The sequence below is a fragment of the Burkholderiaceae bacterium genome (genome assembly GCA_024235995.1).
Lineage (GTDB): Bacteria > Pseudomonadota > Gammaproteobacteria > Burkholderiales > Burkholderiaceae_C > Ottowia.
Genome location: JACKLI010000001.1, coordinates 909,856 through 934,657 on the forward strand (window position 1 = coordinate 909,856; position 24,802 = coordinate 934,657).

General features: G+C 71.5%; 24 protein-coding genes. 16 read left to right on the top strand and 8 right to left on the bottom strand.

Annotated elements, in window-relative coordinates:
• Window positions 1-33 precede the first annotated feature (33 nt).
• Entirely contained in the window at window positions 34-2,628 is a 2,595-nt protein-coding gene (locus H6927_04475) for a DUF1631 family protein (GenBank protein ID MCP5217347.1), read from the top strand.
• 8 nt (window positions 2,629-2,636) lie between these two features.
• Here the strand turns inward: H6927_04475 and dprA are convergent, their stop codons facing one another.
• Both dprA and H6927_04485 read right to left on the bottom strand, forming a co-directional pair.
• Window positions 2,637-3,851, bottom strand: coding sequence for a DNA-protecting protein DprA (dprA, locus tag H6927_04480; protein MCP5217348.1), 1,215 nt, complete (start codon window positions 3,849-3,851; stop codon window positions 2,637-2,639).
• 210 nt (window positions 3,852-4,061) lie between these two features.
• Window positions 4,062-5,357 (bottom strand): LysM peptidoglycan-binding domain-containing protein, encoded by a 1,296-nt coding sequence (locus H6927_04485; GenBank protein ID MCP5217349.1) that lies wholly within the window; start codon window positions 5,355-5,357, stop codon window positions 4,062-4,064.
• A 144-nt stretch (window positions 5,358-5,501) separates the two neighbouring features.
• On the opposite strand from H6927_04485, the gene H6927_04490 reads away from it, so the two are divergent.
• The 9 genes from H6927_04490 (at window position 5,502) to pyk (ending at window position 13,147) form a co-directional block, all read left to right on the top strand.
• On the top strand, window positions 5,502-6,032 hold the full coding sequence (locus tag H6927_04490) for a peptide deformylase (GenBank protein MCP5217350.1): 531 nt from the start codon (window positions 5,502-5,504) through the stop codon (window positions 6,030-6,032).
• Window positions 6,029-6,544: a hypothetical protein gene (locus H6927_04495; GenBank protein MCP5217351.1), complete on the top strand. Its 516-nt coding sequence runs from the start codon at window positions 6,029-6,031 to the stop codon at window positions 6,542-6,544. The genes H6927_04490 and H6927_04495 overlap by 4 nt, the downstream gene beginning before the upstream one ends.
• Before the next feature lie 22 nt (window positions 6,545-6,566).
• Entirely contained in the window at window positions 6,567-7,541 is a 975-nt protein-coding gene (locus H6927_04500; GenBank protein ID MCP5217352.1) for a methionyl-tRNA formyltransferase, read from the top strand.
• 2 nt (window positions 7,542-7,543) lie between these two features.
• Window positions 7,544-8,359: an AzlC family ABC transporter permease gene (locus tag H6927_04505; protein ID MCP5217353.1), complete on the top strand. Its 816-nt coding sequence runs from the start codon at window positions 7,544-7,546 to the stop codon at window positions 8,357-8,359.
• The gene (locus H6927_04510) at window positions 8,352-8,699 is read left to right on the top strand and encodes an AzlD domain-containing protein (GenBank protein MCP5217354.1); all 348 of its coding nucleotides are present in this window, start codon (window positions 8,352-8,354) and stop codon (window positions 8,697-8,699) included. The genes H6927_04505 and H6927_04510 overlap by 8 nt, the downstream gene beginning before the upstream one ends.
• A 58-nt stretch (window positions 8,700-8,757) precedes the next feature.
• A complete protein-coding gene (locus H6927_04515) occupies window positions 8,758-9,954 on the top strand; it encodes a phosphoglycerate kinase (GenBank protein ID MCP5217355.1) in 1,197 nt (398 codons plus the stop codon).
• 54 nt (window positions 9,955-10,008) lie between these two features.
• A complete protein-coding gene (locus H6927_04520) occupies window positions 10,009-11,088 on the top strand; it encodes a phospholipase D family protein (GenBank protein ID MCP5217356.1) in 1,080 nt (359 codons plus the stop codon).
• 24 nt (window positions 11,089-11,112) lie between these two features.
• Window positions 11,113-11,586 (top strand): hypothetical protein, encoded by a 474-nt coding sequence (locus tag H6927_04525; protein MCP5217357.1) that lies wholly within the window; start codon window positions 11,113-11,115, stop codon window positions 11,584-11,586.
• Window positions 11,587-11,713: 127 nt separating this feature from the next.
• A complete protein-coding gene (pyk, locus tag H6927_04530) occupies window positions 11,714-13,147 on the top strand; it encodes a pyruvate kinase (GenBank protein MCP5217358.1) in 1,434 nt (477 codons plus the stop codon).
• 105 nt (window positions 13,148-13,252) lie between these two features.
• On the opposite strand, the gene H6927_04535 is transcribed toward pyk, so the two are convergent.
• A complete protein-coding gene (locus H6927_04535; protein MCP5217359.1) occupies window positions 13,253-14,284 on the bottom strand; it encodes a PEP-CTERM sorting domain-containing protein in 1,032 nt (343 codons plus the stop codon).
• Between the two features lie 477 nt (window positions 14,285-14,761).
• Here H6927_04535 and H6927_04540 point away from each other — a divergent pair, with 477 nt between their 5' ends.
• The 3 genes from H6927_04540 (at window position 14,762) to H6927_04550 (ending at window position 17,696) form a co-directional block, all read left to right on the top strand.
• Complete coding sequence (locus H6927_04540; protein MCP5217360.1) at window positions 14,762-15,577, top strand: hypothetical protein; 816 nt, start codon at window positions 14,762-14,764, stop codon at window positions 15,575-15,577.
• A 63-nt stretch (window positions 15,578-15,640) separates the two neighbouring features.
• Entirely contained in the window at window positions 15,641-16,705 is a 1,065-nt protein-coding gene (locus H6927_04545) for a fructose-bisphosphate aldolase class II (GenBank protein MCP5217361.1), read from the top strand.
• Between the two features lie 91 nt (window positions 16,706-16,796).
• The gene (locus H6927_04550; GenBank protein ID MCP5217362.1) at window positions 16,797-17,696 is read left to right on the top strand and encodes a phosphoribosylaminoimidazolesuccinocarboxamide synthase; all 900 of its coding nucleotides are present in this window, start codon (window positions 16,797-16,799) and stop codon (window positions 17,694-17,696) included.
• A 19-nt stretch (window positions 17,697-17,715) separates the two neighbouring features.
• On the opposite strand, the gene H6927_04555 is transcribed toward H6927_04550, so the two are convergent.
• Window positions 17,716-18,834: a phosphoserine transaminase gene (locus H6927_04555; protein ID MCP5217363.1), complete on the bottom strand. Its 1,119-nt coding sequence runs from the start codon at window positions 18,832-18,834 to the stop codon at window positions 17,716-17,718.
• A 62-nt stretch (window positions 18,835-18,896) separates the two neighbouring features.
• Here H6927_04555 and pyrF point away from each other — a divergent pair, with 62 nt between their 5' ends.
• Both pyrF and H6927_04565 read left to right on the top strand, forming a co-directional pair.
• Window positions 18,897-19,721 carry an orotidine-5'-phosphate decarboxylase gene (gene pyrF, locus H6927_04560; GenBank protein MCP5217364.1) on the top strand — a complete coding sequence of 275 codons (825 nt, stop codon included), beginning with the start codon at window positions 18,897-18,899 and terminating at the stop codon, window positions 19,719-19,721.
• A gap of 23 nt (window positions 19,722-19,744) precedes the next feature.
• A complete protein-coding gene (locus H6927_04565) occupies window positions 19,745-20,719 on the top strand; it encodes a succinylglutamate desuccinylase/aspartoacylase family protein (protein ID MCP5217365.1) in 975 nt (324 codons plus the stop codon).
• 1 nt (window position 20,720) lies between these two features.
• Here the strand turns inward: H6927_04565 and H6927_04570 are convergent, their stop codons facing one another.
• The 4 genes from H6927_04570 to H6927_04585 form a co-directional block, all read right to left on the bottom strand.
• On the bottom strand, window positions 20,721-21,563 hold the full coding sequence (locus tag H6927_04570) for a M48 family metallopeptidase (GenBank protein MCP5217366.1): 843 nt from the start codon (window positions 21,561-21,563) through the stop codon (window positions 20,721-20,723).
• A gap of 121 nt (window positions 21,564-21,684) precedes the next feature.
• Complete coding sequence (locus H6927_04575) at window positions 21,685-21,852, bottom strand: hypothetical protein (protein MCP5217367.1); 168 nt, start codon at window positions 21,850-21,852, stop codon at window positions 21,685-21,687.
• A gap of 12 nt (window positions 21,853-21,864) precedes the next feature.
• Complete coding sequence (locus tag H6927_04580; protein ID MCP5217368.1) at window positions 21,865-23,019, bottom strand: YeeE/YedE family protein; 1,155 nt, start codon at window positions 23,017-23,019, stop codon at window positions 21,865-21,867.
• Entirely contained in the window at window positions 23,016-23,975 is a 960-nt protein-coding gene (locus tag H6927_04585; protein ID MCP5217369.1) for a sulfurtransferase, read from the bottom strand. The genes H6927_04580 and H6927_04585 overlap by 4 nt, the downstream gene beginning before the upstream one ends.
• A 99-nt stretch (window positions 23,976-24,074) precedes the next feature.
• Between H6927_04585 and H6927_04590 the strand changes: the two genes are divergently transcribed.
• Complete coding sequence (locus tag H6927_04590; GenBank protein ID MCP5217370.1) at window positions 24,075-24,770, top strand: glutathione S-transferase N-terminal domain-containing protein; 696 nt, start codon at window positions 24,075-24,077, stop codon at window positions 24,768-24,770.
• Window positions 24,771-24,802 lie beyond the last annotated feature (32 nt).

Here is a 24,802-nt window from a genome sequence, read left to right on the forward strand (position 1 = left end):
CGCGTGCGATACTGAGCCCACGATCGCCCGCCCATGGTCACCTCCGCGCCGCCCGCTTCCCCGCAGCACCCGCTCGCGCGCCAGTTGCGCGAGCGTTTCGCGCGCGCGGTCGACGCGATGATCGACCCCCTGGGCGCCGCCATCGACGGGCAACTCGACGGCGCCTTGCGCGGGGGCACCCGCCTGTCGATGGCCGAGCTGTCGGTGGCCATGGAGGCGGGGGGCGCCTTCAAGCGCGTACGCGCGGCCTGGCTGGATGCCGCGCACCGCCAGTGGGCGGCGGCCGGTGCCGCGCACGCGGCTGCGGCCCTGGCCAGCGCGCGCGCGGTGGGCAAGCCCACGCTGGACTTCGGTCTGGTCGACGACGACGTGATCGAAGGCAAGATCATCGCCTCGCGCCTGGGCGCGGCGGTGGTCGAAGGCGCCGGCAGCGAATGGAACGACCTGCGCCTGCGCATGAAGCGGCTGGAACGCGGCGACGACCTGGCCAGCGACGACCCGTTGCGCCCCGAGGTCCTGGCCCAGGCCCTGCTCAAGGCCTGGACCGACCAGGGCCTGACGCGCCCCATGTGGGCGCTGGTGCACGCCGGCGTGCAGACGGCGCTGGCGCAGCGCTACAAGGAAGCCTACATCCAGGCCAACGCCTTCCTGCAGCAGCAGGGCATTGCCGCCGAGTTGGAACTGAGGACGCGCCGCCCCGCGGGCCCCGGCGGCGCCGCGGCGCCCGGCCGGCCGCCCGGTTCACCCGCTTCGTCCGGTTCGTCCGGTTCGTCCGGTCCCGCCGGCGGCCATGGCCCGGCCGACGGCTCCGGTCCAGCCACCGGAGGCTCCGGCTGGGGCGCCCTGCCGGGCGGCTTCGGTGGCGCCTCGGCGCAGGGCGGTGGTGCGCCACCTCGTATGTCGGCAGGTGGAGCGAGCGTGGCCCCGGCCGCGGGCCTGACGGGCCGCTACGCCCGTCCGGGCGGCGAGCGCTGGGTGGGTGGGCGCAGCGAAGGTGGCTCCCTGGCGCCAATGGAAGGCGGTGCGCAGGGCGGCGGCGACGGTGGTGCCACCACGGGCTGGCGCGCGGGCATCCGGCCCTCGGTGCTGGCGCGGGCGGCGCAGGAAACGCGCCTGGTCACCGGCCTGTCGCCCATCGCTCGGGTGCGTCAGCGCGCGCAGGGGGTGCTGGGCCAGATCCGGCGCCTGCTCTCCGACAACGCGACCGATTACGACTCGGGCGTCGTGCCGCCGCCGCTTTCGCCGCCGCTGGCGCAGGCGCTGGCCGAGCCCGATCCGGCCTTCGCCGCCACCGAATGGATCGGTGGCGACGGCGCGCAGACGGGTGTGCCCGACGTGCGTGGGGTGGCGCGGCAGCTGCGCCAGCGCGCCACCGAGCTGAAGGCCAAGGCCGAGCGGCCGAGCGAAAAGGCCATCATCGAGATCGTGGCCCTGATGTTCCAGGCCATCCTGGCCGAGGAGCGCATCGCGCCCGGCATCCGCGTGTGGTTTGCGCGCCTGCAGCTGCCGGTGCTGCGCCTGGCGCTGGCCGAGCCCGACTTTTTCGCTTCCATCGAGCACCCGGCGCGCCAGCTGATCGACCGCATGGGCGCCTGCGCCCTGGGCTTTGAGGCCGCCAAGGTAAGCGATGAACGCCTGGAGCGCGAGATCAAGCGCATCGTGCAGGTGATCGAGCAATACCCCGAGACCGGCCGGCGCGTGTACCAGCTCATGCTCGACGAGTTCACCAAGTTCCTGGGCAGCTCGCTGGCCGAGGCCGGCAGCGTGCAGCAGGCGGCCACGCTGGCGCAGCAGGTCGAGCAGAAGGAAGCCCTGGCGGTGCAATACACCATCGAGCTGCGCCGCATGCTGGCCAGCCTGCCGGTCGGCGACGAGGTGCGCGACTTCCTGTTTCGCGTCTGGTCGGACGTGCTGGCCATCGCGGCCGTGCGCCAGGGGCCGCAGCACGCCGACACGCTGCGCTTCAAGCAGGCGGCGGCCGACCTGCTGTGGGCCGTCAGCGCCAAGCCCGAGCGCGCCGAACGCTCGCGCGTGGTGCAGCAGCTGCCGCGCCTGCTGCACAGCCTGCGCGAGGGCATGACGCTGCTGGCCCTGCCTGCCGAGGAGCAGGACCGGCAGATCAAGATCGTCAACGACGCCGTGATGCAGGCCTTCGTGGCGCGCGACGAGGGCCTGACGCAGGCTCAGCTGGAGCAGCTGTCGGGCGCGCTGGCGGCGCTGGAGGACGTGGTCACCGACGATCCGGAGGGCGACCTGTGGCTCGATCCGGCGGTGATCGAGATGGTCTTCGGCGCCAGCGCCGCCGCGGTCGAGGTGATTGCCGCCGGTGGCTCGCAGCCACCCGAGGCCATCGTCCAATGGGCGCGCGCGCTCGACCTGGGGACCGGGTTCACCCTGGACTACCAGGGCGTTGCCACCCCGGTGCAGTACGCGTGGCGCAGCGCGCGTGGCCAGCTGCACCTGCTGGCCAGCCGCGCCGGCAAGAGCTACCTGCTGCAGACCCAGCGCCTGGCGGCCTACCTGCAGGCCGGCCTGCTGGTGCCGCTGGAGGACGAGGCGCTCACCGTGCGCGCCACGCGCGACGCGCTGGCCAAGCTGCAGGTCCAGCCGGGCCAGATGTTGCAGTAAGCACCCGCTTACGCCTGGATCAAGCGCTGAAAGAGGCCGCCCGGCAGGCGGCTTAGCCGGCCGTCCAGCTCCAGCTCCAGCAGCCGCGCCTGCAGCACCTCGGTGGGCAGCCCGGTGCGCGCCTGCAGGGCGTCGAAGCCGACCGGGTCGGCGCCCAGGGCGGCCAGCAGGGCGGCGGTGTCGCCGGTGGGGGCGCCCGCGTCGGGCGCCGGGGCCGGAGGGCTGGTGGGCGCGGCGGGCCAGCGCAGCTCTTCCAGCACGTCCTGGGCCGTCTCGACCAGCTTGGCGCCCTGGCGCAGCAGCGCGTGCGCGCCGCGCGACTGCGGCGAGTGGATCGAGCCCGGGATGGCGAACACCTCCTTGCCCTGCTCGGCGGCCAGGCGCGCGGTGATCAGCGAGCCCGACTGCAGCGCCGCCTCGATCACCAGCGTGCCCTGGGCCAGGCCCGCGATCAGGCGGTTGCGCTTGGGAAAGTTGCCGGGCAGCGGCGGCGTGCCCAGCGGGTATTCGCTCAGGATCAGGCCCTGGCGCGCGATGCGGTGCGCCAGCGCGCGGTGCTGGCGCGGATAGACCCGGTCGATGCCGGTGCCGATGACGGCGAGGGTGGCCAGCCGCCGCGCGGGCGCGGCTTCGTCCACGGCCTGCAGCGCGCCCTCGTGCGCGGCGCCGTCCACGCCCAGGGCCAGGCCCGAGACGATGCACAGGCCCGCCGCGCCCAGGTGGCGCGCGAACTGGCGCGCGTTGTGCTCGCCCTGCGGCGTGGGGTTGCGGCTGCCCACCACCGCCAGCGCCTGCATGGGCCAGCCGTCTGCTATTGATAGTGAAGCTGATGGGGAATGATTGGCGCGGTCCAGAGGCCGATTCGATGCGGATTCGAGCAGCTGGAGCTGACCGGTGGCGTACAGCAGCACCGGCGGGTCCTCGATGGCCAGCAGGCTGGCCGGATACAGCGCGTCGCCCAGCGTGATGACGCGCCGCGGCAGGCCGTCCTCGGCGCTGTCCAGCCAGTGCAGGGTGGCGGCCAGCAGGGCGGCCAGGCCGTCGGGCTCCTGCAGCAGGGCGCTGGCCTGGGCCGGGCTGACCAGCTGGCGCAGCGCCGCGCTGCCTTGCGCGAAGATGGCCTGCGGCAAACCGAAGGCCGCCAGCAGGCGCCGCGCCGCGTCGTTGCCGACGCCCGGCGTGAGCGTCAGGCGCAGCCAGGCGGCCAGCTCATCGGGGTCCATGGCGTCTGGGTTGCAACGCCTCACACGGCCTGGCGTTCAACCCATGCACCGTTCGCCGGTAGGGCATGACATCGAAGGAGCCGAACGGCCGCGGAGCAGGCCACGCCAGCGATCGCCGTGGCCGGGGTCTCCCCGGTCACTGGCGATGCCCCCTTGAGGGGGGATGCCGAAGCATCGCGCAGCGAGTGGAGCAACGGGGGTGTTCTCGTCTCAGCGGGGGTTGATCAGCTTGTCGCCCACCTGCACCGGGTTGGAGACTTCCATCACCAGCACGTAGGACACGCGATCGAAGGTGCGGAACACCATGCCCAGGCCGTTGCGCTCGTCGGGCAGCTGGATGGGCTCGCGCCGGGCGTCGGTCTTGTCGACCACGCGCGCGCCGGCCGACAGCAGGGCCAGCACGGTGCCGCTTTGCATGCCGTCGCGCTCGCCCTTGTTGATGGCCACCACCTGGTTGTTGCCGGCAAAGCGCACCGCGTCGCCGTAGACCGAGACCACCCGCGCCTGGACCGGCTGGGCCGGCGCGTGCGGCACGTAGTTGCGGTACTGGCGCGGCGGCTCGGGCAGCAGGCGGTCGCCGGCGCGCATTTCTTCCTTGCTGCCCACCACGTCCACCGTGGCCGGGATGGCCACGTGGCGCGGCTTTTGGTCGCGCACCTCGTCGGGCACGGTGTTCAGCTCGCCCGACAGCGGGCGGTAGGGCGGCACGTAGCCAACGTCGGCCACTTCGTCGGACATCGACTGGCTGCGCGCCAGCTTGACGCGGCCCACGTACTGGCCCTCGTAGCCCAGGATTTCGCCGCTGACCGGGTCCTTCAGGGGCTTGGCGGTGCGGAACACGCGGTAGTCGTCCGGCCGGCCGGCGCCCTTGAGCAGCGGCGCGTCGTCCGGGCCCAGCGCGTAGGCGCGGTCGCCCTTGACCACCAGCACCCGGTCCTGGTTGCGCAGCGCCACCAGGCGCGGGGCGCGCTCGAAGGTCTCGAGCTGGTCGACCACCAGCGGCTCGCTCAGGAAGGGCTCGATCAGGTGCGCCTGCAGCGTGGGCAGCGGGTTGGCGTCCAGCATCTCGACGCGGTTGCGCGGCGACACGCGCACCGTGGCGTCGGGCTGGCCGTCGGCGGCCTGGCGCGTGCGCAGGCGGGCGCGGTCGCCGTTGCGCTCCAGGTAGAGCTGCTGGCCGGGGTAGATCAGGTGCGGGTTCTTGATGTCCTGCAGGTTCATGCCCCACAGCTCGGGCCAGCGCCAGGGCGAGCGCAGGAACTTGCCCGAGATGCCCCACAGCGTGTCGCCGCGGCGTACGGTGTATTCGTCGGGCGCGTCGGGCGCCAGCGCCGACAGCGGCACGCCGGCCTGCGCCGCCTGTTGCGCGGTGGCGCGCTGCTTGGGGGTGACGGGCGAGTGGATGCCATGCTGCGCCTGGGCCAGCGGCGCGGCGCCCAGCAGGGCCACCAGGGCGCCCAGCGGCGCCAGCCGCCGGCCTGTGCGGACGTGAAAAAGAGGTTTCATTGTTTTGCGAAAGGGCATCGGGGCGCTTGACAATTGATCGGACATTCTGCAGCCAAGCCCGTCCAGGGGCAACGAGAATGGCGCGCGCAGGCGGCGCGAAAGGCGAAAAGTAGCGAAAATAGCGACATCCTGGCGACAACTTCCATGGCTTTGCTTTCCATTCTTCGTTATCCCGACCCGCGCCTGCACAAGGTGGCGCGGCCGGTGGCCGCCGTCGACGATCGTATCCGCACGCTGGTGCGGGACATGCTGGCCACCATGTACGAGGCCCAGGGCATCGGCCTGGCGGCCACCCAGGTGGACGTGCACGAGCGCGTGGTCGTGATCGATGTGTCCGAGGAGCGCGACGCGCCGCAGGTGCTGATCAACCCCGAGCTGCTGTGGGCCAGCGACGAGCGCGTCAAGGGCGACGAAGGCTGCCTGTCGGTGCCCGGCATCTACGACGGCGTCGAGCGCGCCGCCCGGGTGCGCGTGCGTGCGCTGGACGAGCAGGGGCGCGCGCGCGAGATCGAGGCCGAGGGCCTGCTGGCGGTGTGCATCCAGCACGAGATGGACCACCTGGTGGGCAAGGTCTTCGTCGAGTACCTCTCGCCGCTCAAGCGCGGGCGCATCAAGACCAAGCTGCTCAAGGCCGAGCGCCAGGACAAGGTGGACGCGGTTCGGGAGCCGGCATGAGTCTCGGCCCCCGCCGGGCCTTGCTGGCTGCGCTGGCGGCCCTGCTGCTGGGCGCCTGCGCGCTGCTGGCCGAGCCCAGCCGCATCGCGCCGGGCACGCCCGAGGCGCAGGTGCTGGCCACGCTGGGCCGCCCCACCGCGCAGTACCCGGCTGCCGCTGGCCAGCCGGCGCGGCTGCAGTATTCATCCCAGCCGGCCGGCCAGCGCGTGTTCAACCTCGACCTGGATGCCGACGGCCGCGTGGCGCGGGTCGAGCAGGCCCTGCAGGAGGGCCTGTTTGCCCAGCGCATCCAGGTCGACCACTGGCGCCGCGCCGACGTGCTGCGCGAGTACGGCGCGCCGGCGCGCGTCGAGGCGGTGCACAACTTCAAGGGCCAGATCTGGGTCTGGCGCTACGCGCTGGGCCCCAGCTGGCGTCTGCTGTTCATCGACGTCGACCCCGAGGGCGTGGTGCGCGGCTGGTCGCTGGGCGACGAGAGCGTGGCCGACCAGATCGAGCCGGGCTCGCGCTGAGCGCCACAGTCGCGCCATGAGTTTGAAGATCGTCTTTGCCGGCACGCCCGACTTTGCCCGCACCGCCCTGCAGGCGCTGCTGGACGCGGGTTTTGCCGTGCCGCTGGTGCTGACCCAGCCCGACCGCCCGGCCGGGCGCGGCCTGAAGCTGCAGGCCTCGCCCGTCAAGCAGCTGGCGCAGGCGCATGGCATCGCCGTGGCCCAGCCGCGCAGCCTGCGGCTGGACGGCAAGTACCCCGAGGACGCCGTCGCCGCCCGGGCCGCCCTGCAGGCCGCGCAGGCTGACATGATGGTGGTGGCCGCCTATGGCCTGATCCTGCCGCCCTGGGTGCTGGCCCTGCCGCGCCTGGGGTGCATCAACATCCACGCCAGCCTGCTGCCGCGCTGGCGCGGCGCGGCGCCCATCCACCGCGCCATCGAGGCGGGCGACGCGCAGACCGGCGTCACCATCATGCAGATGGACGCCGGGCTGGACACCGGCGACATGCTGCTGGCGCAGGCGCTGCCGATCGCCCCGCGCGCCACCACGGCCAGCCTGCACGACGAGCTGGCCGCGCTGGGCGCGCGCCTGATCGTGCAGGCGCTGCGCCAGCCCGAGCGCCTGGTGCGCACGCCGCAGCCGGCCGAAGGCGTCAGCTACGCCGCCAAGATCGACAAGCACGAGGCGGCGATCGACTGGACGCTGCCGGCCGAGGCGATCGAGCGGCGGGTGCGCGCGTTCGATCCGTTTCCGGGCGCGCACACCGCGCTGGACGGCAAGGTGCTGAAGGTGTGGCAGTCTCAAATCGATAGCTGCCTGCGCCCGCTGGATGCCCGCTGCGGCCAGATTTTGTCTGTAGGCGACGAGGGCGTGGCGGTGGCCTGCGGCCGTGGCGTGCTGCGCCTGACCGAGCTGCAGCGCGCCGGCGGCAAGCGCCTGCCGGCGCGCGAGTTCCTGGCCGGCTTTGCGCTGGCGCCCGGCCCATGCCTGGACGCGGCGGGAGCGCCGGCGCCATGAACATGCCGCTGCCGCCCCAGCTGCCGCCCGAGGGGGCTGTGCCCTCGCGTCCGGCAAGCTGGCTGGCGCGGCGCATCGACGGCTGGGCGCACACGGCGCGCCACCCCTTGTTCTGGGTCGGCGTGCGCGACATGGCGAGCGTGTCTGTGGGCCTGGCCGCCTGGGCCTTCATGACCGGCGTGGCCATGGTGGGCAGCGGCATGAGCGTGGGCGAGTCGGTGCTGATGTCGGTGCTGGTGTTCGCCGGCAGCGCGCAGCTGGCGGCGCTGCCGCTGATCGCCGCCGGCGCGCCCATGTGGGTGATCTTCGCCGCGGCGCTGTGCGTGAACCTGCGCTTCCTGGTGTTCGGCGTGCACCTGCGCGAGTACCTGCGCTTTCTGCCGCGCGGCAAGCGCATCTGGCTGAGCTACTTCATGGGCGACATGACCTACGTGCTGTTCGTCCGGCGCTTTCCCCGGCCGGCCGACACCGAGCGCCAGCGCCGCGCGCAGCTGTCCTACCTGTGGGGCGGCAACTGCTGGAACTGGCTGTTCTGGCAGTCGCTGAACATGCTGGGCATCTTCCTGGGCGCGGCGCTGCCGGCGCGCTGGGGGCTGGAGTTTGCCGGCACGCTGGCGCTGCTGGCCGTCACCTGCTCGCTCATCACCTCGCGCGTGCGCGCGCTGTCGGCGCTGCTGGCCGGCGGCGCGGCGGTGCTGGCCATGGGCCTGCCCTATCGGCTGGGCATCGTGGTCGCCATCGTGGTGGCGGTGGTGGCCAGCGTGGGGCTGGAGCGCTGGCTCGAAGCCGCGCCCAACCCGGAGCAGGGCCATGGGTGAGTTGCGCGGGTGGACCCTGCTGGTCATCGCCGGCATGACGGCGATCACCGTGCTCACGCGCTGCGGCTTTTTCTTCAGCGACCGCGACCTGCAGCTGCCGCGCTGGCTGCGGCGCGGCCTGCCTTACGCGCCGATCGTCGCGCTGACGGCGGCCATCGCCCCCGACATCGTCATGCCCGGCGGCCACTGGGTGCTGCCCTGGAGCAGCGCCCAGGCCTGGGGCGCGCTGGTCACCGCCGGCTGGTGCTTCTGGCGCCGCAACGACCGCCAGGCGCTCACGGTGTCCATCGTCGTCGGGCTGGTGGTGTACCTGGTGCTGCGGGTGGGCTTTGGGTTGTGATTCACTTCCTACAATCCGACGGTTCCCTACCATTCCCGCTGCCCCCGTCCGATACACCATGAACGTCATCCGCTTTTCCGACCTGTGCGCGCAAGGCGCCGCGCGCGGCCAACGCGTCTTCATCCGTGCCGACCTCAACGTGCCGCAGGACAGCACCGGCGCCATCACCGAGGACACGCGCATCCGCGCCAGCCTGCCTTGCATCCGCATGGCGCTCGATGCCGGCGCGGCGGTGATGGTCACCAGCCACCTGGGCCGCCCGACCGAGGGGCAGCTGACGCCCGCCGACTCGCTGGCCCCCGTGGCCGCGCGCCTGGGCGAGCTGCTGGGGCGCGAGGTGCCGCTGGTGCGTGACTGGGTCGATGGCGTCGACGTGCAGCCCGGCCAGCTGGTGCTGCTGGAGAACTGCCGCGTCAACAAGGGCGAGAAGAAGTGCGACGACGCGCTGTCGCGCAAGCTGGCCGCGCTGTGCGACATCTATGTGAATGACGCCTTCGGCACCGCCCACCGCGCCGAGGCCACCACCTACGGCATGGCGCAGTACGCGCCCATCGCCTGCGCCGGCCCGCTGCTGGCCGCCGAGATCGACGCCCTGCAGCGCGCGCTGGCCAAGCCGCGGCGCCCGCTGGTGGCCATCGTGGCGGGCAGCAAGGTCAGCACCAAGCTGACCATCCTGCAGTCGCTGGCCGACAAGGTGGACCAGCTCATCGTCGGCGGCGGCATCGCCAACACCTTCATGCTGGCCGCCGGCCTGCCCATCGGCAAGAGCCTGGCCGAGGCCGACCTGGTGGACGAGGCCCGCGCGGTGATGGCGGCCATGGCCGCGCGCGGCGCGCAGGTGCCCATCCCGACCGACGTGGTGACCGCCACCGAGTTCAAGGCCGACGCCGCGGCCACCGTCAAGCCGGCCAGCGCCGTGGGCGAAGGCGAGATGATCCTGGACATCGGCCCCGACACCGCCCGGCGCCTGGCCGCGCAGCTGATGCAGGCCGGCACCATCGTCTGGAACGGCCCGGTGGGCGTGTTCGAGATGGCGCCGTTCGAAAACGGCACCAGGACCATCGCGCAGGCCATCGCCGCGTCGCCCGCCTTCAGCATCGCCGGCGGCGGCGACACGCTGGCGGCCATCGCCAAGTACGGCATCGAGAAGCAGGTGGGCTACATCTCCACCGGCGGCGGCGCCTTTCTGGAGGTGCTGGAGGGCAAGCAGCTGCCGGCGTTCGAGATTCTGGAGCGGCGCGCGGCGGGCCGATAGCTTCGAAATCAGTAGCTGACCGGGCATATTGGAAGCCGGCAAAAGGCCTGTTTGATGCTCAAACCCGCCCTGCGCTGGAGCCTGATCGTGCTGGCCGCCGTGGCCGTGCTGTCGGTGCTGGCGCTGTGGTCCTGGGGGCATTTTGCCGCCCGCGCCCAGGGCGAGCCTTCGTCGGCGCTGCCGGTGGCCGACGCCGCCACCGCGCTGGACCGGCTGGCACGCCCGCTGCTGGCCGCCCAGCCCGCGGGGGCCAGCGGCGCCGCCGTGCTGAGCGAGGCGGTGCCGGCCTTCGTTGTGCGCGCCCGCACCGCACGTGCCGCCGAGCGCAGCCTGGACGCGATGTACTACATCTGGCACGACGACCTGACGGGCCGGCTGCTGCAGCACGAGCTGATGGCGGCCGCCGAGCGCGGCGTGCGCGTGCGCCTGCTGCTCGACGACCTGAACACGGGCGGCCTCGACCAGGCCCTGCGGGCCATGGATGCCCACCCCAACCTGGAGGTGCGCCTGTTCAACCCGGCGCGCAACCGCGCCGGCGGCCTGCGCCGCGCGCTGGAGATGGGCCTGCGCTTTGCCGGCTTCAACCGCCGCATGCACAACAAGGCCTGGATCGCCGACAACCGGCTGGCCATCGTCGGCGGGCGCAATGTCGGCGACGAGTACTTCGACGCCGCCGCGGACACCAACTTCCACGACACCGACCTGCTGCTGCTGGGCCCCGCCGTGGCGCAGGCCAGCGCCGTGTTCGACGCCTTCTGGAACTCCGCCGCCGTGGTGCCGCTGGGCGCGCTGCGCGAAGGCGGCGAGCCCTGGACGCCCGAGCAGTTCGGCGCCCGCCGCGCCCAGTGGTGGGCCGACGCCCAGGCCACGCCCTGGGTGCGGGCGCTGGCCGGGCGCGACGACCTGCACGCCATGCTGCAGCCCGGCGGCGGCCTGGACCTGCACTGGTCGCCCAGCATCCGCGTGCTGTCCGACCCGCCCGAAAAAGCCGCGCCGCTGGCGCAGCGCCAGGAGCGCGCTGGCTGGCTGCTGTTCGACGTCATGGCGCTGCTGTTCTCGGCCGAGAGCGAAAGCTGGCTGATCTCGCCCTACTTCGTGCCCGGCGCCACCGGCACGCTGCTGCTGGCCGGCTAGGCGCGGCGGGGCGTGCAGGTGCGCGTGCAGACCAATTCGCTGGCCGCCAGCGACGTGCCCATGGTGCACGCCGGCTACATGGGCTGGCGCGCGCCGCTGCTGCGCCAGGGCGTGGCGCTGTACGAGCTGCGGCCGGGCCGCGCCGGCACCGAGCGCGAGCTGCTCGGCTCCAGCGGCGCCAGCCTGCACACCAAGGCCTTCGTGGTCGACGGCGCGCGCGGCTTCGTCGGCTCGTTCAACTTCGACCCGCGCTCGGCCCAGCTCAACACCGAGATGGGCGTGGTGTTCGACCAGCCGGCGCTGGCGGCCGAGGTGCGGCGGCTGTTCGACGCCGGCACCCGGCCCGAGAGCGCCTGGCGCGTCGAGCTGGCCGCGGACGGCAGCCTGCGCTGGCAGGCCGGTGGCGAGCGCGCGTGGACGCACGAGCCCGAAACCAGCGCCGGCCTGCGTGCGCTGGTGTGGCTGCTGAGCTGGCTGCCGATCGAGTCGCAGCTGTGATGGACTCATTTATTGATAGCTGTCCAGGAATTTTGCATGCCGGCTGGCGTCCGATTGGGTATCGAAACGGCGGCGTGCCACGGCGGCATGCCAGAATGCCTGCCTGCATCGATGGACCGCCCCAACCATGACCCACAGCGCCACCAAGATCGTCGCCACCCTCGGCCCCGCGTCCAGCGACCCCGCCCTGCTGGAGGCCATGGTGCGCGCCGGCGTCAACGTGGTGCGGCTCAACTTCAGCCACGGCGCGGCGGCCGACCACGTCGAGCGCGCGCGCCGGGTGCGCGAGGCCAGCCAGCGCGCCGGCCGCGAGGTGGCCATCATGGCCGACCTGCAGGGACCCAAGATCCGCGTTGGCAAGTTCGAAGGCGGCAAGGTGCTGCTGCAGGCCGGCGCGCCCTTCGTGCTGGACGCCGCGCGCCAGCAGCCGGGCGACGCGCAGGGCGTGGGTCTGGACTACAAGGAGCTGCCGCGCGACGTCAAGCCCGGCGACACCCTGCTGCTGAATGACGGCCTGATCGTGCTGACGGTGGATGCGGTGCGCGGCGAGGCCGTGCACACCACCGTCAAGCTGGGCGGCGAGCTGTCCAACAACAAGGGCATCAACAAGCAGGGCGGCGGCCTGACGGCGCCGGCCCTCACGGCCAAGGACATGGAGGACATCAAGACCGCCATGCAGCTGCGCGCCGACTACGTGGCCGTCAGCTTTCCCAAGAACGCCACCGACATGGAGATGGCGCGCCAGCTGTGCCACGTGGCCGGCGCCGAATGGGGCCACCGGCCGGGGCTGATCGCCAAGATCGAGCGCGCCGAGGCCATCCCCCGGCTGGACGAGATCATGGCCGCCAGCGACGGCGTGATGGTGGCGCGCGGCGACCTGGCGGTGGAGGTGGGCAACGCGGCGGTGCCGGCGCTGCAGAAAAAGATGATCCGCATGGCGCGCGCCGCCGACAAGCTGGTCATCACCGCCACGCAGATGATGGAAAGCATGATCGCCAACCCGGTGCCCACGCGCGCCGAGGTGAGCGACGTGGCCAACGCCGTGCTGGACGGCACCGACGCCGTGATGCTGAGCGCCGAGACGGCGGCCGGCAAGTACCCGCTGGAGACGGTGCAGCAGATGGCCGCCATCTGCCTGGCCGCCGAGCAGCACGACGCCGCCGAGCTGGACGCCGACTTCAGCGGCCAGCACTTCGGGCGCATCGACCAGTCCATCGCCATGGGCGCGCTGTTCACCGCCTACCACCTGGGCGCCAAGGCCATCGTGGCGCTGACCGATTCGGGCTCCACCGCGCTGTGGATGAGCCGCCGCCGCGTGCGCATTCCCATCTACGCGCTCACCTCCAAGGTGGCCACCCAGCGCAAGATGACGCTGTACCGCAACGTGCGCCCGCTGCTGATGGACACCAGCGCCCACCGCGACGAGGCGCTGGCGCAGGCCGAGGCGCACCTGAAGGCGCAGGGCATCGTCGGCACCGGCGACATCTACGCCATCACCTGCGGCGAGCCCATGGGCGCGCCCGGCGGCACCAACATGCTCAAGATCTGCCGCGTGGGCTGACCTTTCGCCCGCGCCATCGACTATGCTGCGCGCGCCGAGGTGTCGGCCCTGCACACGCCCCACACGCTGGTCGCGCCAGCGCGGGCGCCCAGGCAAAACTGTGTGTCAGTGGCCCGCAGTGCCGCGGCGCCGGCGCCGGCCCAGACCCAGCGCGCCCAGCACGCCCAGTAGCGACGACGCCACGCCCATCCCGACCGGCGACCACAGCGGCACGGGCTGTGGCGTGTCGGCGGCGGGCGGCTCTCCATTCACGCCGGCGCGGCCATACACATGGAACACCGCCAGGAAGATGTTGTCATTGTTGGAGGGGTTGACCGTGTCGACAGCGATCGTGGTGCTGCCATTGGTGATCTGCGGGATCAGGTTGTAGCGCTCATGATCTTCGTCGTAGGTGGGCAACATGGGAGAGAACGGGTCGTTGTCCCCACCCACCGTAATCAGGTTGCCGTTATTAAGATTGGCATCGGCGCTGTCGTCATTGTTGCCGGCGTTCTGCGTGATCACCGTGCCATTGACCGCCACCTGTGACGCCTGCCCGCAGCAACTGAAGCCGATGCCCAGCCGCATCTCGGCGAAGAAGCCCGGAACCGCGGTGTTGATCGGCGTGGGAAACTGCAGCGCCGTGCTGTCACCTGTGGATTCGGAGAAGCCGTCCAGCACCGCAACGGTGGACACCGGCAGCGACGGCAACTGGTACACCACGACCAGGGCCGAGCCGTCTTGCAGGGATGAGTTTTCGGTGATGGAGAAGTTATAGGCCCCGCCAGGCCCGCCATTGATGACCGGCGCGACGATCGACGTCACGTCGGCACGGCCGGCCTCCAGGCCGTCAGCCGAGACGTTGACGCCCAGTGGGGTGTACGTGATGGCGTTGGATTCGAACGTCCCGCCAATGGTTGAGTCGGTGGCGAACGATCGGTAAGCCGAGGTATACAGGTAGGCTGCCTTGACGGTAGCGCCGGCCGGCACATGGGCGGTCAAGGTGCCGGCTTGCGTGAGCGAGCCCCAGCCGCTGGTCGAAACGCCATAGTTGCCGACAAAACTGCGCAGTACGGTCAGCGATGCCTGTGCGGTGCTGGCGTAGAGCCCCAGCACGACTCCCAGCGCCAACGCGCCACGATGAATGGCTTTATGCATGTCATCTCCTCCCCTGACGCGGCAACGTGGGATACGCGCCCCTGTCACTATGTTTAGTATAGCCATTATTCATATCGGATTTGTAACTGTGGTTTCGTTTCGTGTGTCTTGCATGCGCATGACAGGAGGCGCTGCATCCGGCTGTCCGGGATCGGTTGCACGCCAAGTTGGCGGTAGCACCGTGCTTACAATGACGGCGGCCCGTCTCGCGGGCCCGCTGCCCTCGTGACGTTTGTGTTCGAACTTTCCTGACGGACGCTCCATGAACCAGCAACCACTCGACAAGGTCGCCAAAGGCCGGGGTTTCATTGCGGCGCTCGACCAAAACGGCAAGGCCGTACGTTCAAGGCGCTCAAGCTGTACGGTATCCAAGAATCAACCGGCAGCGGCGGCAATCGGATACTCGACTTGGCGCACGTCATGCCTGCTACTCGGGCTGACTGCCGCGGCCGTGTCTGCAAACTGTGAGCCGAATCGATGACCGTCGTCCTGTACTGGCCCCTGTGGCTGTCCTCGCTGGCCTTTTACGCGGTGTTCGCCGGCGCCGCGCTGGCGCTGTCGCTGGCCGCCAGCGCCTGGGTGCGGCGCAGCCCCGCGCGCCAGGCGGCGGTGGGCGGCCTGGTGGGCACCATCGGCTCGCCCATGATGGCGGGCTTTCTGTTCTGGATGGGCCTGATGGCAGCGGTCGAGCTGCGCGACGTGGACGATGCCGAGCGCGCCGTGCGCGCCGAGGTGTCGGCCATCCACGCGCTGCACACCCTGGGCGCCAGCGCCGCGCCGGCCACGGCCGCCGCCTGGTCGGAGCAGCTGGCCGCCTACGGCCAGCAGGTGCTGGCGCGCGAATGGCCCGCCATGAGCTGGAGCGGCGCCGACGCCGCCACCGGCCGGCAGCTGGCGCGCCTGCGCACCGACGCGTTGCAGCGCTTTGCCGCCGAGCCGCCCGAGCTGCGCGGCGCGCTCGAGCGGGGCGTGCAGGCCTTGTCGGCCGCGCGCGACATGCGCCTGACGGTGGCGGCTGGTCACATCCCCGTGCTGCTGTGGCGCGCCATGCTGATCTGCGCCGTCATCGTGCTGGCGTTCGCCGCGCTGACGCACGCCAACCAGGCGCGCGCCAGCCGCTGGATGACGCTGCTGCTGGGCCTGTTCATCGGCGTGCAGGTGCACGCGGTGTACGTCATCGACCGGCCCTTCGAGGGCGCCATCGCCATCGGCGACGCGCCGCTGCGCGCGGCGGTGCAGCTGGTGCAGGCGGGCCAGGCCGCGCCAGCCGTGCCACCGGGCGCCGGCCGGTAAAATCGGGGGGATTCGCGGGCGCGTGTCGCCCGCCGGTTTTTTGAACCCTCGGAGGACTGCCCCATGCCACTCGTTTCCATGCGCGAGCTGCTCGACCACGCGGCCGAGCACAACTACGGCATTCCCGCCTTCAACGTCAACAACCTGGAGCAGGTGCAGGCCGTCATGTCGGCCGCCGACGAGGTCGGCGCGCCCGTCATCCTGCAGGCCAGCGCTGGCGCGCGCAAGTACGCGGGCGAGCACTTCATCAAGTACCTCATCCAGGCCGCGGCCGAGGCTTATCCGCACATCCCGATGGTGATGCACCAGGACCACGGCACCAGCCCGGCGGTGTGCGCCGGCGCGCTCAAGCTGGGCTTCGGCTCCGTCATGATGGACGGCAGCCTGCGCGAAGACGGCAAGACCCCGGCCGACTTCGACTACAACGTCGCGGTCACCCAGGAGGTCGTCGCCATGGCGCACAAGGCGGGCGCCACGGTGGAGGGCGAGCTGGGCTGCCTGGGCAGCCTGGAGACGGGCGAGGCCGGCGAGGAAGACGGCATCGGCGCGGCCGGCAAGCTCAGCCACAGCCAGCTGCTGACCGACCCCGAGGAGGCCGCCGCGTTTGTCAAGGCGACGCAGCTCGACGCGCTGGCGATCGCCATCGGCACCAGCCACGGCGCCTACAAGTTCACCCGCCCGCCCACGGGCGACGTGCTGGCGATTTCGCGCGTCAAGGAAATCCACGCCCGCATCCCCAACACGCACCTGGTGATGCACGGCTCCAGCAGCGTGCCGCAGGAGTTGCTGGCCATCATCAACCAGTACGGCGGCAAGATGAAGCAGACCTACGGCGTGCCGGTCAAGGAAATCCAGGAAGCCATCAAGCATGGCGTGCGTAAGATCAACATCGACACCGACATTCGCATGGCGATGACCGGCGCGGTGCGCCAGTTCCAGGCCGAGAGCCCCGACAAGTTCGACATGCGCGAGTGGATGAAACCTGCGCGCGAGGCCGCCAAGGCCGTGTGCAAGCAGCGCTACCTGGAGTTCGGCTGCGAAGGCCAGGGCAGCAAGATCAAGGGCCTGCCGCTGTCGGCCATGGCCGACCAATACGCCAAGGGCGAGCTGGCGCAGCGCGTCGTCTGAAGCGCCGCGATTGCTATCAAACCAGAAGCTGCTCGCGCTTGTTTTCCAGGCGCCAGCGGCTTTTTTCTTTCATAAACTTTTGACAAGCACCATGACCGCCGCCGCCCTGCACACCAGCCAGCTCCACAGCCTGCCCCTGCTCGCGCGCGGCAAGGTGCGCGACAACTACGCCGTCGGCAGCGACCGCATCCTGATGGTCGCCAGCGACCGCATCAGCGCCTTCGACGTCATCATGGGCCAGCCCATCCCGGGCAAGGGCGCCCTGCTCACGCAGATGGCGCTGTGGTGGTTCGATCGGCTCAAGGACATCGTGCCCAACCACCTGACCGGCGACGCGCCCGAAAGCGTGGTGGCGCCCGATGAGGTGGCGCAGGTGGCCGGGCGCAGCATGCTGGTGCAGCGCCTCAAGCCCATCCCGGTCGAGGCCGTGGTGCGCGGTTATCTGGCCGGCAGCGGCTGGAAGGAATACCAGCAAGGCCGGGCGGTCTGCGGCGTGGCGCTGCCCGCCGGCCTGAAGAACGCCAGCAAGCTGCCGCAGCCCATCTACACGCCCGCCGCCAAGGCCGAGGTGGGCGAGCACGACGAGAACATCACCTACGAGCGCACGGTGCAGATGATCGGCCCCGGGCTCGCCGCGCAGATCCGCGACATCAGCATCGCTTTGTACCAGCGCGCCGCCGCCATCGCGCTGGCCAAGGGCATCATCATCGCCGACACCAAGTTCGAGTTCGGCCTGGACGCCGCCGGCACCCTGGTGCTGATGGACGAGGTGCTCACGCCCGATTCATCTCGCTACTGGCCGCTGGAGGGTTACCAGGAAGGCGCCAACCCGCCCAGCTTCGACAAGCAGTACCTGCGCGACTGGCTGGAAACCGCGCAGGTGGGCGGCCAGCCCTGGAACAAGACGGCACCCGCGCCCGAACTGCCGGACGAGGTGATCGCGCAGACGGCGGCGAAGTACCGCGAGGCGATGAGCCGGCTGGTGGGGTGACCGTACCAGCGCGTGGCCCTCAGGCGCTGACTTGCCTGTATCCCCACTCCACCCAAGGCATCAGCGCCTCCAGGTCGCTTTGCTCCACCGTCGCGCCGCACCAGATGCGCAGGCCGGGCGGGGCGTCCTTGTAGGCGGCGATGTCGTAGGCCACGCCCTCGGTCTCCAGCAGCTTGGCCAATGCCTTGACCTTGTCGGCGGGCAAATCGAGCGTGAGGCACACGCTGGTGTTGCTGCGGGTCTCGGGCGCCTGCGCCAGGAAGTGGATCCACGGGTGCGCGGCGACGAAGTCCTCGACCACCTTCAGGTTGGCCTGGCTGCGCGCGATGGTGCCGGCCACGCCGCCCACGCGGTCGCACCACGCCAGCGCGTCCAGGTAGTCGGCCACGCACAGCATGCTGGGGGTGTTGATGGGGCTGCCGGCAAAGATGTCTTCCATCAGCTTGCCACCGCTGGTCAGGCGGAAGATCTTGGGCAGGGGCCAGGGTGGGGTGTAGTTTTCCAACCGCTCGACGGCGCGCGGGCTGAGGATCAGCATGCCGTGCGCGCCTTCGCCGCCCAGCACTTTCTGCCACGAGTAGGTGACCACGTCCAGCTTGTGCCAGGGCAGGTCCATGGCGAAGACGGCGCTGGTGGCGTCGCAAATCGCCAGGCCGGCGCGGTCATCGGCAATCCAGTCGCCGTCGGGCACGCGCACGCCGCTGGTGGTGCCGTTCCAGGTGAAGACCACGTCGTGGTCGAAGTTCACCTTGCCGAGGTCGGGCAGCTGGCCGTAGCCGGCTTCGTGGCGCGTCACGTCTTGCAGCTTGAGTTGGCTGACCACGTCCTTCACCCAGCCGCTGCCGAACGATTCCCACGCCAGCATGTCCACCCCGCGCGGGCCCAGCAGCGACCACAGCGCCAGCTCCACCGCGCCGGTGTCCGAGGCCGGCACGACGCCCACGCGGTAGCCCGCGGGCAGGCCCAGGATGCGCGCCGTCTCGCTGCTGCACGCGCCCAGCAGCTCCTTGCCCAGGGCGCTACGGTGCGAGCGGCCGAGGGCGCGCAGGTCGAGCCGGGCCACGTCGTAGCCGGGCCGCTTGGCGCAGGGGCCCGACGAGAAGTTGGGGACTTGGGGCTTGCGGGCGGGCTTGGTCATGCGCGGTGGGGGTGAGGAAAAAGCAAACGGCGATTTTAGGGCGCGCCCTAAAATTGACGGCCATGAGCTTCATCGACCAACTGCGCCAGGCGCAAGAGCAAAACCACTCGATGCTGTGCGTGGGGCTGGACCCGGAACCGACGCGCTTTCCCGCCGGCGTGGCGCGCGACGCCCAGGGCATTTACGACTTTTGCGTGGCGATCGCCGAGGCCACGCACGATGTGGCCTGTGCCTTCAAGCCGCAGATCGCCTACTTCGCGGCGCACCGGGCGGAAAGCCAGTTGGAGCGCCTGATCGCGCGCCTGCGCCAGATGGCGCCGCAGGTGCCCGTCATCCTGGACGCCAAGCGCGGCGACATCGGCAGCACCGCCGAGCAGTACGCGCGCGAGGCCTTCGAGCGCTACGGCGCCGACGCGGTCACGCTCTCGCCCTTCATGGGCTTCGACTCGGTCGCGCCCTACCTCCAGTATGAGGGCAAGGGCGCCTTCCTGCTGTGCCGCACCTCCAACCCCGGCGGCGACGATTTGCAGAACCAGCGGCTGGCCGATGTCCAGGGGCAGCCGAAGCTGTACGAACACGTGGCGCGCCTGGCCCAGGGGCCGTGGAACACCAACGGCCAGCTGGGCCTGGTCGTCGGCGCCACCTACCCGGCCGAGATCGAGCGCGTGCGCGCGCTGGCGCCCACCGTGCCGCTGCTGATCCCTGGCGTGGGCGCGCAGGGTGGTGATGCGCTGGCCACGGTGCGCGCCGGCTGGCGGGCCGATGGTCCCATCGTCGTCAACAGCTCGCGCGCCATCCTGTACGCCGGCAGCGGCGCCGGCTTTGCCCAGGCCGCGCGCGCGGCGGCGCAGGCCACGCGCGATCAGTTGAACGCCGCCCGCCCCTGACCCGTTCGCCCGAGAGCCCGACCATGCCGACCTTCGATCTGCCCGTCCCCGACATCGCGCCCTGGCGCGCCGGCAACACCGGCGTGGAGGGCGTGTGGCACTTCGACAGCGGCGCCAGCGGCGAGGCCGTGCTGATCAGCGCGCTGATCCACGGCAACGAGCTGTGCGGCGCCTGGGCGCTCAAGGGCCTGCTGGAGGCCGGCCTGCGCCCGGCGCGCGGTACGCTGACGCTGGCGTTTGGCAACCTGGCCGCGTTCGACCGCTTCGACGCCGCCGACCCCGACGCGGCGCGCTTCGTCCAGCAGGACTTGAACCGCCAGTGGACGCCCGAGCGCATCCAGGCGGCCGACACGCTGGAGCGCCGGCGCGCCGCCGCGCTGGCGCCCTTCGTGCAGCGCGCCAGCTGGCTGCTGGATCTGCACTCCATGCACGAGCCCGGCGCGCCCCTGCTGCTGACGGGCCTGCACGAGCGCAACCTCGATCTGGCGCGCAGCCTGCGCACGCCCGGCCACATCGTCATCGACGCCGGCCACCAGGACGGCGTGCGCATGCGCGACTTCGGCCGCTTCGGCCAGCCCGACCACGTGGCGCCCGAAACCCGCTCGCTGCTGCTGGAGTGCGGCTTTCACGGCGCGCTGTCCAGCCGCGGGGTGGCGCAGGACATGTGCCTGCGCTTCCTGCAGCAGGCCGGCGCGCTGGATGGCGCCGCGCTCGACGCGGCCCTGCCCGGCTGGCGGCTGCCCGACGCGCCGCGCCAGTGGGCGCTCACGGTGGACGGCGCCGCCGTGGCGCGCAGCGAGCGCTTCGCCTTCGTGCGGCCCTTCACCGGGCTGGAGCGGATCGACAAGGCCGGCACCGTCATCGGCCATCAGGACGGTCCGGGGCAGGGGGAGGCGGTGCGCACGCCCTACGACGACTGCGTGCTGGTCATGCCCTCCACGCGCCAGGCGCGCGCCGGCGTCACCGTGGTGCGCTTTGCGCACCAGGCGGCGCTGTAAATCAGCGCCCGCGCCGCGCCGCCTCGTACAGCGGCATCACCTTGGGGATGGCGGCCTGCAGCGCCGCCATGCGGTCGCCCGGCGCCGGGTGGGTGGACAAAAAGCCCGGGCCGTTGCTGCCTCCGGCCTGCGCCATCTTTTGCCACAGCGTGACCGCCGCGCGCGGGTCGTAGCCGGCGCGCGCCGCCAGCTCCAGCCCGTACAGGTCGGCCTCGCTTTCCATGCCGCGCGAGAACGGCAGGTCCAGCGCCAGCTGCTTGCCCAGGCCCGCCAGTTGCTGACCGCCTTCGCCCACGCCCAGCAGCGCGCCGCCGATGGAAATGGCCAAGTCGCCCGCGGCCGCCTGCGACATCTTCTCGCGCGTGTGCTCGCGCAGCGCGTGCGCCATCTCGTGGCCCATCACGGCGGCGATCTCGTCGTCGGTCAGCCTCAGCTTGCGGATCAGCCCGGTGTAGACCGTGATCTTGCCGCCGGCCATCACGTGCGCGTTGACGGTGTCCTCGTCGATCAGCACCAGCTGCCAGGGCCAGCGCGCGGCGTCGGCGCGAAACGCGGCCACCTGCGGCGTCAGGCGCTGCATGATGGCGTTGACGCGGCTCCACTCGGCGCCGCTGGTGATCAGCTCGCCCTTGGCGCGCGCCTGCTTGTTCTGCTGCTCGTAGTACTGCAGCGACTGCTGTATCACCGCGTCGGACGAGACCAGCAGCAGCTGCGAGCGGCCCTGGCCGCCCGCGGCCACGCTGCCGCTGGTGGTGCTGGCGCAGCCGGCGGCCAGCAGGGCGGCACCCAGCCAGGCGGCGCAGTGGGTGGCGGTGCGGGAGAGAGGGGGCGGGCGCAGGTTCATGCGCCCGATTCTGCCGTGCGCGGCGCGCGCTGGTCAAATCAAGCCCAATCAGCAGCCAGCGCCCGGTGGACAAGCCCCGGCAGCTATCAAATCAGGATTTGCCGAGCGCCTCGGCCGCGCCCTACTTGGGCATCGCGCAGTGCCCGGCATTCACATGCGTGCCCGAGCCGGCGGTGATGATGGGCGGCTCCAGCCGCAGGTTGACGGGGGCCGAGTGCACGAAGTCCCAGCCGATGAAGCCGACCAGGGCAATCCAGAACAGGGTGCGGCGAGCGGTGGCGTTGAGCATGGTGCGCTCCGTTCAGAAGAAACGGCGCCGCACGCGCAGCCCCACCAGGGTGCCGGCAAAGGCCAGCGGCACCCACACCCAGCCGTGCACGCTGCCGGTGCTGATGCCGCTGACCATGGCGCCCACGTTGCAGCCGAAGGCCAGGCGCGAGCTGTAGCCTAGCAGGAAGCCCGCTACCAGGCCCACGGCCCACTGCGTGCCGCTCAGCGGGCGCGGCGTTTGCTGGCGGCCCGCGGCCACCCACAGCGCGCCGGCCAGGATGCCGATGTTGGTGATGCTGGTCACGTCCAGCAGCAGGGTCTCGCGCAGGCGCTCGGCGTGGCCGGGGTCGCTCCAGAAGGCGTTGGCAGCGGGGTCGAACACGCCCAGCGCCGTGGCCGCCTTGGCGCCCCACAGCCCAAAGCCGTAGACGATGCCCCAGGGCTGGCCGGCAATGAACAGGTTGAGCGTGGCCAGCAGCGCCAGCGCCAGCGCGCCCCACAGCCAGCGGCGCGGGATGCGGCGCGGGTCGAAGGGCTGGCCGCTCCAGCGCCCGACGAGCCAGGTGACCACGGCGAGGCCCGCCAGCGTTGCCGCCAGCGCGCCGCCCGCGCCCCAGCGCTGCACCAGGCCCACGGCGGGCAGCGCGCCCAGCGCCAGCCAGTCGCCCAGCTGCACCGAGCCGGCAAAGCTGCCCAGCACGAACATCGGCAGGATGGCCATGTTCAGCGGCAGGCCCAGCCCGGCCTTGTAGAGCTGGCCCGAGCCGCAGCCGTCGGCCACCTGCATGCACAGGCCGAACACGAAGGCGCCCACCAGCAGGCTGACGGACAGCGGGCCCAGCGCGGCGGTGGTTTCGGCGTAGTGCGCCACGATCGGCATCGACAGCGCGGCCAGCAGGGCCAGCAGCACGATCTGGCCGTAGACCCCGCTGGGGTCGCGCTTTTCGACCAGCACGCGCCAGCCGGTGGTAAAGCCGAAGCGCGCCGCCGCCAGCGTGGCGCCCAGCCCCACGCCCACCAGCAGCAGCAGCGCCTGGCGCGCCGACACCGACCACAGCAGCCAGCCGAACAGCGCGGCGATGGCGACGGACAGCGGCAGGCGGCGCTGCCAGGCGCTGGAAGCGGCCGGGCGGCTTGCCGTCGGCTCGCCCGGTGCGGTGATCGAAGGAGAAGCCAGGGTGTTCATGGTGCTTTCGTACCGAGGTTGCGGTGCGCCCAGGTCAGCGCGGCGTAGCGCAGCTGCTGCCAGCGGCCGGGCTCGTTGTCCATGGGCAGGGGCGCGGGGGCGCTGGTCCAGTCGATGATCGAGCCGGCGTACATGCGCACGCCGGGGCGGCCCAGCAGCTCGGACAGCACGAACCAGTCGGTGGCCGACCAGTGGCCCGCGTTGCAGAAGGTGATGATGGGTTCGCCGGGCGCGGCCTTCAGCTTGTCGGCCTCGTCCTCCAGCGCCATGCTGTCCATCAGCGCGGCGCTGCCCAGCTCGAAGAAGTTTTCGCTGTCCAGGTTGACGGCGCCCGGCAGCGTGCCGCGCGCGTGCGCCAGGTCGGTGGCGATGCGGCCCTGGTGGTAGGGCGCGGGGCGCGCGTCCACGCGCAGCACGCCCGGCTGCTCCAGGCTGGCGCGCACCTGCTCGCGCGTGGCCAGCCATTGGGGGTTGAACTGCGGCTGCCAGCGGCTGCGCGGCGCCACCGCGGCCTGGTCGCTGACGGGCTGGCCGGCGGCCTTCCAGGCCGTCAGGCCGCCGTTGAGGATGGCCAGCTGGCGCACGCCCAGCGACTTGAGCGTCCAGTACACGCGCGCGGCGCCGCCGAAGTCGGTGGCGTCGATGCCGGTGTAGACCACGACGGTGGGCGTGTCGGGGCTCAAGCCCAGCTCCTGCACCAGCGCGGTCATCTCGGACAGCGTGGGCGGCAGGCCGGGGTTCTTGCCGGCGGCGCGCCAGCGCCCGTAGGGGGCCGACACCGCGCCCGGCACGTGCTGCAGCGCGTAGGCGGAGCCCTCGCGGATGTCGATGACGCGCGCGCCGGCCTCGCCCAGGGCCTTGAGTTGCAGCGGCGTGACCAGCGGCGACGCCGCCAGGGCCAGGCCGGTGGCGGCCCAGGCCAGGCCGGGCAGCAGCAGTCGAAGCAGGAAACGCATGGTGGGGGGCGAAGGGCAAACGGACAAGGGCTGCGATTGTCCCCGCGCCGGCGCGGCCATCCAAAGACAAAGTTCTCAGATGCTTATTACCATGCCCGCATGATCACCCTGCACACCGCCGCCACGCCCAACGGCCACAAAGTCTCCATCGCGCTGGAGGAACTGGGCCTGCCCTACCAGCTGCGCGTGCTCGACCTGGCCGCCGGCGAGCAGAAGCGCCCCGATTTTCTGGCGCTCAACCCCAACGGCCGCATCCCCGTCATCGTCGACCACGACTGGGATGACTTCGTCGTGTTCGAGTCCGGCGCCATCCTGGTCTACCTGGCCGAAAAGACCGGCCGCCTGATGCCCGCCGACGCCAAGGGCCGCTCGCGCGTCATGCAGTGGCTGATGTTCCAGATGGGTGGCGTGGGGCCGATGATGGGGCAGGCCAACGTGTTCTACCGCTACTTCCCGCAGAAGATCCAGCCCGCCATCGACCGCTACCAGGCCGAGGGCCGGCGCCTGTTCGAGGTGCTCGACGGCCATCTGGCGCGCCACGAGTGGCTGGCCGGCGACTACTCCATTGCCGACATCGCCAACTGGGCCTGGGTGCGCACGCACCGCTGGTCGGGCATCGACATCGAGGGGCTGGAGCATCTCAAGCGCTGGCGCGGCGCCATCCGCGCCCGCCCGGCCGTGCAGCGCGGCCTGGAGCAGCCCCCGGCCAAGGTCGATCTGACGCGCGACGGCGACGCCAAGGCGGCTGAGTACGCCGCCCAGGCGCGCAACATGGTCACCGGTGCAAAAATTTAAGCGAAAAATGGCTCCAGCCCGCACCAATCAAC